This window comes from Mycolicibacterium septicum DSM 44393 (assembly GCF_000455325.1).
Lineage (GTDB): Bacteria > Actinomycetota > Actinomycetes > Mycobacteriales > Mycobacteriaceae > Mycobacterium > Mycobacterium septicum.
On the sequence record NZ_HG322951.1, the window covers coordinates 448,955 to 461,395 of the forward strand.

At 65.9% G+C, this 12,441-nt stretch carries 12 protein-coding genes, 2 tRNA genes and 1 pseudogene; 10 read left to right on the top strand and 5 right to left on the bottom strand.

All coding sequences use genetic code 11. From position 1 onward, the window contains the following. Positions 1-69 precede the first annotated feature (69 nt). From gyrB to TX88_RS33055, 7 genes are all read left to right on the top strand, one after another. Positions 70-2,082, top strand: coding sequence for a DNA topoisomerase (ATP-hydrolyzing) subunit B (gene gyrB, locus TX88_RS02190; protein WP_044514333.1), 2,013 nt, complete (start codon positions 70-72; stop codon positions 2,080-2,082). Positions 2,083-2,093: 11 nt separating this feature from the next. Further along, positions 2,094-2,375 (top strand): putative quinol monooxygenase, encoded by a 282-nt coding sequence (locus tag TX88_RS02195; protein WP_049924818.1) that lies wholly within the window; start codon positions 2,094-2,096, stop codon positions 2,373-2,375. A gap of 95 nt (positions 2,376-2,470) precedes the next feature. Beyond that, the gene (gyrA, locus tag TX88_RS02200) at positions 2,471-4,975 is read left to right on the top strand and encodes a DNA gyrase subunit A (RefSeq protein WP_044514334.1); all 2,505 of its coding nucleotides are present in this window, start codon (positions 2,471-2,473) and stop codon (positions 4,973-4,975) included. 52 nt (positions 4,976-5,027) lie between these two features. Continuing rightward, a complete protein-coding gene (locus tag TX88_RS02205) occupies positions 5,028-5,927 on the top strand; it encodes a DUF3566 domain-containing protein (RefSeq protein WP_044514337.1) in 900 nt (299 codons plus the stop codon). 56 nt (positions 5,928-5,983) lie between these two features. Then, positions 5,984-6,057 (top strand) — tRNA-Ile (locus tag TX88_RS02210). Between the two features lie 148 nt (positions 6,058-6,205). Then, positions 6,206-6,278 (top strand) — tRNA-Ala (locus TX88_RS02215). Between the two features lie 166 nt (positions 6,279-6,444). Then, the gene (locus tag TX88_RS33055) at positions 6,445-6,741 is read left to right on the top strand and encodes a hypothetical protein (protein ID WP_084621763.1); all 297 of its coding nucleotides are present in this window, start codon (positions 6,445-6,447) and stop codon (positions 6,739-6,741) included. Between the two features lie 6 nt (positions 6,742-6,747). On the opposite strand, the gene cwsA is transcribed toward TX88_RS33055, so the two are convergent. Beyond that, entirely contained in the window at positions 6,748-7,146 is a 399-nt protein-coding gene (gene cwsA, locus TX88_RS02225; RefSeq protein ID WP_044514339.1) for a cell wall synthesis protein CwsA, read from the bottom strand. A gap of 125 nt (positions 7,147-7,271) precedes the next feature. Here cwsA and TX88_RS02230 point away from each other — a divergent pair, with 125 nt between their 5' ends. Beyond that, positions 7,272-7,817 (top strand): peptidylprolyl isomerase, encoded by a 546-nt coding sequence (locus TX88_RS02230; protein WP_044514340.1) that lies wholly within the window; start codon positions 7,272-7,274, stop codon positions 7,815-7,817. Positions 7,818-7,892: 75 nt separating this feature from the next. Here the strand turns inward: TX88_RS02230 and TX88_RS02235 are convergent, their stop codons facing one another. Further along, the gene (locus tag TX88_RS02235; protein ID WP_044514343.1) at positions 7,893-8,309 is read right to left on the bottom strand and encodes a PH domain-containing protein; all 417 of its coding nucleotides are present in this window, start codon (positions 8,307-8,309) and stop codon (positions 7,893-7,895) included. A gap of 155 nt (positions 8,310-8,464) precedes the next feature. Further along, entirely contained in the window at positions 8,465-8,749 is a 285-nt protein-coding gene (gene crgA / locus TX88_RS02240) for a cell division protein CrgA (RefSeq protein ID WP_044514345.1), read from the bottom strand. A gap of 94 nt (positions 8,750-8,843) precedes the next feature. On the opposite strand from crgA, the gene TX88_RS02245 reads away from it, so the two are divergent. Next, positions 8,844-9,593 (top strand): DUF881 domain-containing protein, encoded by a 750-nt coding sequence (locus TX88_RS02245; RefSeq protein ID WP_044514347.1) that lies wholly within the window; start codon positions 8,844-8,846, stop codon positions 9,591-9,593. Between the two features lie 31 nt (positions 9,594-9,624). Further along, on the top strand, positions 9,625-10,299 hold the full coding sequence (locus tag TX88_RS02250; protein WP_044514350.1) for an aminodeoxychorismate/anthranilate synthase component II: 675 nt from the start codon (positions 9,625-9,627) through the stop codon (positions 10,297-10,299). Here TX88_RS02250 and pknB read toward each other — a convergent pair. Continuing rightward, entirely contained in the window at positions 10,277-12,148 is a 1,872-nt protein-coding gene (gene pknB / locus TX88_RS02255; protein ID WP_044514353.1) for a Stk1 family PASTA domain-containing Ser/Thr kinase, read from the bottom strand. The genes TX88_RS02250 and pknB overlap by 23 nt on opposite strands. After that, a pseudogene (locus TX88_RS34825) lies at positions 12,145-12,441 on the bottom strand (serine/threonine protein kinase); the annotation flags it as partial. The gene pknB and the pseudogene TX88_RS34825, both read right to left, overlap by 4 nt.

Sequence of the window (12,441 nt, forward strand, 5' to 3'; positions counted from 1 at the left end):
AGACTGTGGCGAGATCTGCAGGGCGGTGACGCAACCGCCTCCCGCGAACCCCAAGGAGACGCGTCCGACGTGGCTGCCCAGAATCAGTACGGTGCCGACTCGATCAAAGTGCTGGAAGGCCTCGAAGCTGTACGTAAACGCCCCGGCATGTATATCGGTTCCACCGGGGAACGCGGCCTGCACCACCTTGTGTGGGAGGTCGTCGACAACGCGGTAGACGAGGCGATGGCCGGGTTCGCGACAAAGGTCGACGTCCGCATTCTCGAGGACGGCGGCGTGCAGGTCACCGACGACGGGCGAGGTATTCCGGTCGCCATGCACGCCACCGGGATCCCGACGATCGATGTCGTGATGACCGTCCTGCACGCCGGCGGCAAGTTCGAAGAGGGTGCCTACCAGGTGTCCGGCGGTTTGCACGGCGTCGGCGTCTCGGTGGTGAACGCGCTGTCCACACGGCTGGAAGCTGATGTCCGTACCGACGGATACGAGTGGTTCCAGACCTACGACAACTCGGTCCCCGGCACCCTGCGACAGGGTGAGAAGACCAAGGAGACCGGCACCACCATCCGGTTCTGGGCCGATCCGAACGTCTTCGAAACCACGGTGTACGACTTCGAGACCATCGCCCGGCGTCTGCAGGAGATGGCCTTCCTCAACAAGGGCCTGACCATCGAGCTCACCGATGAGCGGGTCACCAAGGACGAGATCGTCGACGAGGTGGTCGCCGACACCGCCGCCGCGCCGAAAACCGCGGAAGAGACGGCCGCCGAGGCCGCCGCACCGCACAAGGTGAAGCACCGGACCTTCCATTACCCCGGCGGTCTGGTCGACTTCGTCAAGCACATCAACCGCACCAAGACCGCGATCCAGCCCAGCGTCATCGATTTCGACGGCAAGGGCACCGGCCACGAGGTCGAGATCGCGATGCAGTGGAACGCCGGATACTCCGAGTCGGTGCACACGTTCGCCAACACCATCAACACCCACGAGGGCGGCACCCACGAAGAGGGTTTCCGCTCTGCGCTGACCACCGTGGTGAACAAGTACGCCAAAGACAAGAAACTGCTCAAGGACAAGGATCCGAACCTCACCGGCGACGACATTCGCGAGGGGTTGGCAGCGGTCATCTCGGTCAAGGTGGCTCAGCCGCAGTTCGAAGGCCAGACCAAGACCAAGCTCGGTAACACCGAGGTCAAGTCGTTCGTCCAGAAGATCTGCAACGAGCAGCTGACCCACTGGTTCGAGGCGAATCCCGCCGAGGCGAAAACCGTGGTCAACAAAGCGGTTTCGTCGGCGCAGGCGCGTATCGCCGCACGCAAGGCGCGCGAACTGGTCCGGCGCAAGAGCGCGACCGACATCGGCGGACTGCCGGGCAAGCTGGCCGACTGCCGCTCTACCGATCCGTCGAAGTCCGAACTGTATGTGGTGGAGGGCGATTCGGCCGGCGGCTCGGCCAAGAGTGGCCGGGACTCGATGTTCCAGGCCATCCTGCCGCTGCGCGGAAAGATCATCAACGTCGAAAAGGCCCGTATCGACCGGGTTTTGAAGAACACCGAAGTCCAGGCCATCATCACCGCACTGGGCACCGGCATTCACGACGAGTTCGACATCAGCAAGCTGCGCTATCACAAGATCGTGCTGATGGCCGACGCCGACGTCGACGGCCAGCACATCTCAACCCTGCTGCTGACCCTGCTGTTCCGCTTCATGAAACCGCTGGTGGAGCACGGCCACATCTTCCTGGCCCAGCCGCCGCTGTACAAGCTCAAATGGCAGCGGCAGGAACCGGAGTTCGCCTACTCCGACCGTGAGCGGGACGGCTTGCTCGAGGCAGGCAAGGCGGCGGGTAAGCGGATCAATGTCGACGACGGTATCCAGCGTTACAAGGGTCTCGGCGAGATGGACGCCAAGGAACTGTGGGAGACCACCATGGATCCGTCGGTGCGGGTATTGCGTCAGGTGACGCTTGACGATGCCGCTGCCGCCGACGAGCTGTTCTCCATCCTGATGGGCGAGGACGTCGAAGCACGGCGCAGCTTCATCACGCGTAACGCCAAAGACGTTCGTTTCCTGGACGTTTAGGCGGACAACCGATGCACACAGCATTCATCCGGGTCAAGGTCGCCCCAGATGCAGCAGACCGCGCCGCGGACGCCATGCGCACTCTGGTCGAACCAACCATGGCCGAGCCGGGCTGCATCACCTACGAGTTCTATCGGGATCTCGAGGACCCGTCGTTGTTCCTGTGCTTCGAGCATTGGGACTCCCGGGAGTCGATGGATGCGCACGGAACCACACCCCACGTCGCAACCTTCCTGACGGAGCTGGGACCGCTGATCGAAAAGTGGGAGTACAACCACACGGCGGCGCTGTGAACCAGAGGACCCACCTGCCATGCGCGCCACCGTGATTCACGTCGTGTCCAGATGGCCTTTGACCGCATTACGCCGAGCCAACGAGCGAGGAACTCATGACTGACACCACGTTGCCACCCGGCGACGGAACCTCTGACCGCATCGAACCGGTCGACATCCAGCACGAGATGCAGCGCAGCTACATCGACTACGCCATGAGCGTGATCGTCGGCCGCGCCCTCCCCGAGGTGCGTGACGGTCTCAAGCCCGTGCACCGCCGCGTGCTCTATGCCATGTACGACTCCGGCTTCCGCCCCGACCGCAGCCACGCGAAATCAGCGCGGTCGGTGGCCGAGACCATGGGTAACTATCACCCGCACGGTGACTCGTCGATCTACGACACCCTGGTCCGGATGGCCCAGCCCTGGTCGTTGCGTTACCCATTGGTCGACGGCCAGGGCAACTTCGGCTCGCCGGGTAACGATCCCGCCGCCGCCATGCGTTACACCGAGGCCCGGCTGACGCCGCTGGCCATGGAGATGTTGCGGGAAATCGACGAGGAGACAGTCGAATTCATCCCCAACTACGACGGCCGGGTGCAAGAACCTACGGTGCTGCCCAGCCGGTTCCCCAACCTGCTGGCCAACGGCTCGGGCGGTATCGCCGTCGGCATGGCCACCAACATCCCGCCGCACAACCTGCGGGAGTTGGCCGAGGCCGTGTACTGGTGCCTCGAGAACCACGAGGCCGACGAAGAAGCCACCCTCGCCGCGGTGTGTGAGCGGGTCAAGGGCCCGGACTTCCCCACCTCGGGCCTGATCGTCGGATCCCAGGGCATCCATGACGCCTACACCACCGGCCGCGGCTCCATCCGGATGCGCGGTGTGGTGGAAATCGAAGAGGACAGCCGCGGCCGCACCGGCATCGTCATCACCGAACTGCCGTACCAGGTCAACCACGACAACTTCATCACCTCGATCGCCGAGCAGGTGCGCGACGGCAAGCTGGCCGGTATCTCCAACATCGAGGACCAGTCCAGCGACCGCGTCGGTCTGCGAATCGTGGTGGAGCTCAAGCGCGATGCCGTCGCGAAGGTCGTGCTGAACAACCTCTACAAGCACACCCAGCTGCAGACCAGTTTCGGCGCCAACATGCTGTCGATCGTCGACGGGGTGCCGCGCACACTGCGCCTGGACCAGATGATCCGGTATTACGTCGCGCACCAACTCGACGTGATCGTCCGGCGCACCCGGTACCGGTTGCGCAAGGCGAACGAGCGGGCCCACATCCTGCGCGGATTGGTCAAGGCCCTCGACGCGCTCGACGAGGTGATCGCCCTGATCCGGGCGTCGCAGACCGTCGAGATCGCCCGGGCCGGCCTGATCGAGCTGCTCGACATCGACGAGATCCAGGCCCAGGCCATCCTGGACATGCAGCTGCGCCGGTTGGCTGCCCTGGAACGGCAGAAGATCGTCGACGATCTGGCCAAGATCGAAGCCGAGATCGCCGACCTCGAGGACATTCTGGCCAAGCCGGAACGGCAGCGCGCGATCGTCCGCGATGAGCTGGCCGAGATCGTCGAGAAGCACGGTGACGACCGTCGGACCCGCATCATGCCGGCCGACGGCGAGGTCAGCGACGAAGACCTAATCGCCCGCGAGGATGTGGTCGTCACGATCACCGAGACCGGGTATGCCAAGCGCACCAAGACCGACCTCTACCGCAGCCAGAAACGCGGCGGCAAGGGCGTGCAGGGCGCCGGGCTCAAGCAGGACGACATCGTCAACCACTTCTTCGTCTGCTCGACCCACGACTGGATCCTGTTCTTCACCACGCAGGGCCGCGTCTACCGGGCCAAGGCCTACGAGCTGCCGGAGACCTCACGCACCGCGCGCGGTCAGCATGTCGCGAACCTGCTGGCCTTCCAGCCGGAGGAGCGGATCGCCCAGGTCATCCAGATCAAGAGCTACGAGGACGCGCCGTATCTGGTGCTCGCCACCCGCAACGGCCTGGTGAAGAAGTCCAGGCTGGTCGACTTCGATTCGAACCGTTCCGGCGGCATCGTCGCGATCAACTTGCGTGACGGTGACGAACTGGTCGGTGCGGTGCTGTGCTCGGCCGACGACGACCTCCTGCTGGTCAGCGCCAACGGTCAGTCGATCCGGTTCTCGGCGACCGATGAGGCGCTGCGGCCGATGGGGCGGGCCACCTCGGGCGTGCAGGGCATGCGGTTCAACGAGGACGACCGGCTGCTGTCCCTCAATGTGGTCCAACCGGACACATATCTGCTGGTCGCGACCGCCGGCGGCTACGCCAAGCGCACCGCGATCGAGGAATACACGGTTCAGGGCCGCGGCGGCAAGGGCATCCTGACGATCCAGTACGACCGCAAACGTGGCAGTCTGGTCGGAGCGCTGATCGTCGATGACGAGACGGAGCTGTACGCCATCACTTCGGGTGGCGGCGTCATCCGGACCGCCGCACGTCAGGTTCGCAAGGCTGGGCGTCAGACCAAGGGTGTCCGCTTGATGAACCTGGGTGAGGGCGACACACTGATTGCGATTGCGCGCAACGCCGAGGAGGACTCGGATGCGGATGGCGAAGAGTCCGACGAGGCGTGACGCTGTCGCCGGGGCCCGCCGCGGACCTCGGCCCGAGCTAAGGAGCTGTTAGGTGAGTTCACCGAGCGAGCCGGGGTACCCGCGAGCGGGCGACCGGCCCGGCAGCTCCAACGGCTCGGGTACCGGGACGACCGCCGGGGCCGAGGGCGCCTCGTCCACGAGCACGAGCAAGGCCGGCGGGGTCCAGGCCCGGCCTGCGGGCGGTCAGATCACCGAGACCGGTGAGGTGCCGCCGTGGCAGCGTGGGACGGCGATGAGCACACCGCCGCCGGCTGCCGAGTCGCGCGACGAAGGCGCCCGTACACCGGGCTCCCACTCCCCCGGTGTGGAAGCCCGTCTGCAGCGCTTCGTCGCCGGTACGGAGAACCAGGAGACCGAGCAGCAGCCTCGGCCGGCGCGGCCGGCCCCGGCTGCCGCGCGCAACGAGCCGGTGCGGTCCGAGGCCTACGCGAGTGAGATCCCGGACTTGTCCGGTCCGTCGCCGCGACCGGCCCCACGCAAGGCGTCCGCCGAAAGCCCGGCTGCCAGATCCTCGAGCAACACCCCGACCACCCGGATCCAGGTCGGTAACCGCGCCACGCATCAGGGACCGGTCCGGGCGAGCATGCAGATCCGCCGGGTCGACCCGTGGACTGTGCTGAAGGTCTCACTGGTGCTGTCGGTGGTGTTGTTCTTCGTGTGGATGATCGCGGTGGCGTTCCTCTACCTGGTGCTCGGCGCCATGGGCGTGTGGAGCAAGCTCAACAGCAACGTGGGCGACCTTCTGACCAGCGCCAGCGGCTCCTCGGGAGGCGAATTGGTGTCCAGCGGAACGATCTTCGGCGGGGCGGCGCTCGTCGGCCTGGTGAACATCGTGGTGCTGTGTGCGATGGCGACCATCGGCGCGTTCATCTACAACCTGACCACCGATCTGGTCGGCGGGGTCGAGGTCACGCTGGCCGACAGGGATTGATTTGGGAGTCTGCGCCTCGGTGCGGTAATCTCTGCGCTCGGTCGATCCCAATTTTCGGGCCTATAGCTCAGGCGGTTAGAGCGCTTCGCTGATAACGAAGAGGTCGGAGGTTCGAGTCCTCCTAGGCCCACGACACCCGGTGTAACCGGTGATCACCGAGAGGTTGCGCCCATGCGGTATCTGCTTCTGGCCGGCGTCGCAGCCGTCGCGGTGATCGTCTGGCGATCACGACGCGGTGAAGAGGTTTGGCACCACGCGGAGACCCCGCGGCCAAATGAGGGGCCTTAGCTCAGTTGGTAGAGCGCTGCCTTTGCAAGGCAGATGTCAGGAGTTCGAATCTCCTAGGCTCCACAAGTCAAAACAGTCACGAGCGGTTCCGGTATCAGATGCCGGGGCCGCTTTTCTTGTTCGTGACCCCGGGCGCGATCTCGGTGAATCACGTTGTGAGACCGTTGGTTCCGGTAGGACTTCGGCAATGTCCCGAGAACTCCGACGTCCGTTGATAGCGTCGGCCTGCATGAAGTGTTGGCACAAGATGATTCCTGTCGCGGCGGCACTCGTCCTCGGCGGTGCGGCGTGCGGTACCGATAGCAGCCGGCAGGCCCCGACCGACACCCAGACCCCGGTGACCTCGTCGAGCGAGGCGTCCACGGCCCCGGCGGCTCCACAGACCCCGATGATGCCCAATCCGAACGGAGACGGCTCGATGGTGCCGTGTGAGGGAACCATCTGTACCAATCCCAATCACGGCGCCGGTGACAATCCGGAGGAGAACGGCGGCGCGGTGATGCCGAACCCCAACGGTGCCGGGTGACCGTCGCTAGGGCTTCGGGCTGACCTCGACGCTCGGCGGCAGCGGTGAGGGCTCGGGCCGGGCGGACCGCCGCAAGATCGAGAACGTCACGGCCCCGCCGGCCAGGACCGCCGCGGCGACCCCGGCGATCACCAGACGGCGCCGGCGCCGCTTGGGCTGTGGCGCTGCGGCGGCCTCCTGCAGTACCTCGGGCAGCGCGGCCACCGTCGCCGCGGCCGCGGCAATCTGACGGCGCAGCTTGCCCGACTCGTAGCGCTTGCGCAGACCGGCTGCCGCGGCGGACACGGTGTCGGCGCTCAGACCCACCACGCCGCGGGTCACGTCGACCGGACCGACGGTGCTGTATTTCAAACCGCGGGCTAGACGCTGACGGGGGGCCAACCGGGTATCGACGTTCGCGGTCATCTGGCACCTTTCTGGGCACTGGCGGCGGAGGTGAGTGAAGCCGGGTCTCGGCTGAGATCCACATTGCCATCTCTGCGCAAGTCTCGGGGTGTTGGTGGGGTATCTGCCGGTTGCCGGTGGCCGGGATGGCAGACTGGGTAGCCGTGACGAGCCCCATTCAGACCGCGACGGCGACACTGCACACCAACCGCGGCGATATCAAGATCGCACTGTTCGGAAACCACGCTCCCAAGACCGTGGCCAACTTCGTCGGCTTGGCGCAGGGCACGAAGGACTACAGCACCGAGAATGCCTCGGGTGGCACGTCAGGTCCGTTCTACGATGGCGCGGTCTTCCACCGGGTGATCGACGGCTTCATGATCCAGGGCGGCGATCCGACCGGCACCGGCCGCGGCGGCCCGGGCTTCCAGTTCGCCGACGAGTTCCACCCCCAGCTGCAGTTCGACAAGCCCTACCTGCTGGCCATGGCCAACGCCGGGCCGGGAACCAACGGATCCCAGTTCTTCATCACGGTCGGCCAGACGCCGCACCTGAACCGGCGCCACACCATCTTCGGTGAGGTTGTCGATCCCGAGTCGAAGAAGGTCGTCGACGCCATCGCGACCACCCCCACCGATCGTTCCGACCGTCCGGCCGAGCCGGTTGTCATCGAATCGGTCACCGTGTCATAACGGGCCCAACCCCGCACCTACAAATGCGCGACGCCCCCGTAGTCGGGGGCGTCGCGTGTTGTGTGGGGTCTGTTCTCACCGCGGCGCGTAACCAGCCTCGGTGAGCACGTCCAAGACGTCGAGCGGGTCTGTACCGAGGTCCCACCGCGTGAGGACCACCAGGTGGTCGTCGATCGTGTCGATCTCCAGCAGGCGGACCTTGCGGGCGATCCGGCGGAACTCGGTGATGCGGATCGCGCGGATGTCATTACGGCGATATGTCCGGGTGCGCCACCAGCCGGCGACCGTGAGACCGTCTTGGTTAATTGCCAGTTTGGGTCGTGCCCGCCACGACAATGTTGCGAACGTGAGCAATCCCACCCCAGCTATGCCGGCAAGAACACGTCCGGGCGGGTCTGTGATCAGGGTCACAGCTGCGATAGCCATCATAAGTCCGGCTATGCCGCAACCAGCGACTCCGGCGGCAGGTGGGCCCCAATGAGTTTGCTGCACGGGCTCTTCACACCCTCTTACCGCGACTAATGGAGTTATCCACAGGTGCTATCCCCAATGGGGATGAATCACAACGATGTGATTGAGCATCGCCAAGGTTGCTGAGTCGGTAACGCTGAAAACGTAAGATGAATTCATTATGACGTCGCCCGGGGTCAGCGCCAGCGCATCGTGAGCAACAGCCCACTGATCATGAAGGCAAAGGCGACGGCGTAGTTCCACGGACCCAGGTCAGCCATCCACTGGAGGAACGACGGGGTGTCCACCGGATTGGTTGCGGCCAGCTGGAAAACCAGCAGCCAGATCAGACCGAACAGCATGAGGCCGATGAACAGCGCGACGAACCACACACTGGACGGCCCGGCTTTCACCTTGACCGGGGTCCGGCTCACCGACTTGATGGTGAAATCGTTCTTCTTACGGACTTTGGACTTGGGCATGGGTACCTTCGCGGACAGTCGGCGTCACACGGTGCGACGATGAGGCAGGATGCCTCACGAGCCTAACGTAGCTGCACGTCCAGGAGAGACTGCGATGGACCAACCGGATCGATCCCCGTGGCGCTTCGGCGTCCCGGTCGTCTGCCTGGCCGCGGGCCTGCTGCTGGCTGCCACCCACGGGGTCTCCGGTGGTGACGAGATTCGCCGCAGCGATGCTCCGCGCCTGGTCGACCTGGTGCGCGAGGCGCAGCAGTCGGTGGACCGGCTGACTGTCCAGCGCGATTCGCTGGCCACCGAGATCGACAGCCATCACGGTGGATCCCCGGAATCACACGCGGCCCTGGCCGCCATCACCCGGCGTTCCGCCGAATTGGCCGTCGATGCGGGCACCGTGCCGATGCGGGGACCCGGACTGGTCGTCACCCTCAACGACGCCCAGCGTGACGCCCAGGGCCGCTTTCCCCGCGACGCCTCCCCCGACGACCTGGTGGTGCACCAACAGGACATCCAGGCCGTCCTGAACGCACTGTGGAGCGCGGGCGCCGAGGGTATCCAGATGCAGGACCAACGCATCATCGCGACGTCGGCACCGCGCTGCGTCGGCAACACCCTGCTGCTCAACGGCCGGACCTACAGCCCGCCCTATGTGATCACCGCGATCGGTGACGCCACCGCCATGCAGGCCGCCCTGGCCGCCGCCCCCTACGTCACCCTCTACAAGCAGTACGTGGTGCGGTTCGGGTTGGGTTACACGGAGGAGCCACGCGCCGAGGTCGAGTTGACCGGCCATACCGAGCCGCTGCGGATGCGCTACGCGAAACCCGCGGGTCCTGTCGGCTATTAATCCCGTTTCTCAGGGCCGGTAGCCTAAGTCAATGCAGGTTCTGGTCGTCGACAACTATGACAGCTTCGTGTTCAACCTGGTCCAGTATCTGGGTCAGCTCGGGGTGGACGCGCAGGTCTGGCGCAACGACGACGAACGCCTGGCCACCGAGGCCGACCTGGCCAAGGTGGCAGCCGAATTCGACGGCGTCCTGCTGAGCCCGGGCCCGGGTACCCCGGAACGGGCCGGAGCAACGATCCCGCTGGTGCGTGCCTGCGCTGCCGCCGGCACTCCCCTACTGGGCGTCTGCCTCGGCCATCAGGCCATCGGGGTGGCGTTCGGCGGCACCGTCGACCGTGCGCCCGAGCTGCTGCACGGTAAGACGAGCGTCGTGCACCACGCCGATGCCGGGGTGCTGAAGGGTCTCCCGGATCCGTTCACCGCGACCCGCTACCACTCGCTGACGATCCTTCCCGAGACCGTTCCCGACGAGCTCGAGGTCATAGGGCAGACCGACGGCGGCGTGATCATGGCGGTAAGGCACCGCGAGTTGCCGATTCACGGCGTGCAGTTCCACCCGGAGTCGATCCTCACCGAGGGCGGACACCGCATGCTGGCCAACTGGCTGGGCGTGTGCGGTGCCGCCCCGGAGGAACGTCTGGTGGCCGCCCTCGAAGCCGAGGTGGCTCGCGCCGTAGCGGCGGCTACGACGCGAAGCTCAGCGTGATCTTCGAGCCGAAGGTCACCGGGGTGCCCGCCTGCGGGCTCTGGGTGACGACCGCGTTGGTGCGCTGACCGCTGTCGCGGATGTCGGGACCTTTGTCCAGGACTCCGGTCCATCCGAGCGCGGTCAGCCGCGGGTAGACGTCATCCCAGACCTGGCCGACCAGGTTGGGCATGACGAACTGGTTGCCCTTGGACACGTGGATCTGAATCGGGGTGTCCTTGGGGACCGACTGTCCGGATGTCGGTGCGGTGTCGACGACCCCGCCCGCGGGTGCGGTGTTGTCCACGTCGATCACGACCGTGCTGGTGAAGCCCGATGCGCCGAGGATCTGCTTGCACACATCGACCGACTGGCCGGTGCACGACGGAACCGAGGTGTCCTCTGGGCCGGACCCGACCACGAGCGTGACCTCGTAGATGATGCCCGCGGTCTGGTTGGCCGGCGGGTTGGTCGCGAGCACCCGGCCCTTCTGCTCGGGCGTCGACGGGCTCGACGACTCCTTGACCTTCTCGAACCCGGCGTCCTTGAGCTTCTGCCGGGCCTGGGACGGGCTCAAGCCGGCGACATCGGGGATCTGGGCCTGCTTGGGCCCGGTCGACACGTTGACGGTGATCTCATCGCCGGCGGCGACCATGCTGTTGGCCGCCGGATCGGTGCCGATCACGTACTCCGGCCGAACCTGGTTGTCCGGCATGGGTTCCGTGCGGGTCTTGAACCCCCGGTTCTGCAGTGCGGCGACGGCGTCGGCCGAACGCTGACCGCTCACATCGGGCACCTGCACGTCACGGGTTTTCCCGTCGAACATGTTGATGGCCACCGTCACCACGACGGTCAGCACCGCCAGGACTGCGACGGCGATCAACCACCGGGCCACCGAGGCATTGCGGTCGGCCGGACGGGGCACCACCAGGTTCTGCGTGGGTGCGGCACCGCCCTGGGCCAGCATCGGCCCGGAGTTCATCATCGACGTCCGCTCGGACTCGGTGAGCACTTTGGGGGCCTCGGGGGCCTCCCCGCTGTGCACCCGGATCAGATCGGTGCGCATCTCGGCCGCGGTCTGGTAGCGGTTGTCGGGGTTCTTGGCGAGGGCCTTGAGCACCACCGCGTCGAGATCCGGGGAGATGCCGGTGTGTCGTTGCGATGGCGGGATCGGATCCTCGCGGACGTGCTGATAGGCCACCGCGACCGGCGAATCGCCGATGAAAGGTGGTTCGCCGGTGAGCATTTCGTAGAGCACGCAACCCAGCGAGTACACGTCGGAGCGGGCGTCGACCGTCTCACCGCGGGCCTGCTCGGGCGACAGGTACTGCGCGGTGCCGATCACCGCGGCGGTCTGGGTGACGCTGTTGCCGGTATCGGCAAGGGCGCGCGCGATACCGAAGTCCATCACCTTCACAGCGTTGTTCTTGCTGATCATGATGTTGGCCGGCTTGACGTCGCGGTGCACGATGCCGTGCTGATGGCTGAAGTTCAGCGCCTGACAGGCGTCGGCGATGACCTCGATCGCGCGCCGCGGCGTCATGGGCCCGTCGGTGTGCACGATGTCGCGCAGCGTCACACCGTCGACGTACTCCATGACGATGTAGGGCAACGGCCCGTTGGGCGTCTCGGCCTCGCCGGTGTCGTACACCGCCACGATGGCGGGATGGTTCAGCGCGGCCGCGTTCTGCGCTTCCCGGCGGAAACGCAGGTAGAAGCTCGGGTCGCGAGCCAGGTCGGCACGCAGGACCTTGACCGCGACATCGCGATGCAGCCGGGTGTCGCGTGCGATGTGGACTTCGGACATGCCGCCGAAGCCGAGAATTTCACCGAGTTCATATCGGTCAGAGAGGTGCTGAGGCGTCGTCATCGCAGTATCTGTTCCGGTGCCTTCGGTACGGCCTGAGCATCAGCCCCGGCCTCCCTGGGCACGATCACGTGGAATGCCAGGTCCGGCAACGCTGCCGGGGTCTGGTAAGGCGTCGTCTGGGTCACCGTGTCGGTGACCGTGGGCGGTGGTGACTGCTGCTGATCCTTGCGATCCTGCGCGTTGAGCACGATCAGGATGGCAATCACGATAGCCAGCGCGCCGAGTACCCCGGCGGCCCACAGTAGTGCCCGCTGACCCGACGAGAATGTGCGGCGCGGAGCCGGTGCCGGCCG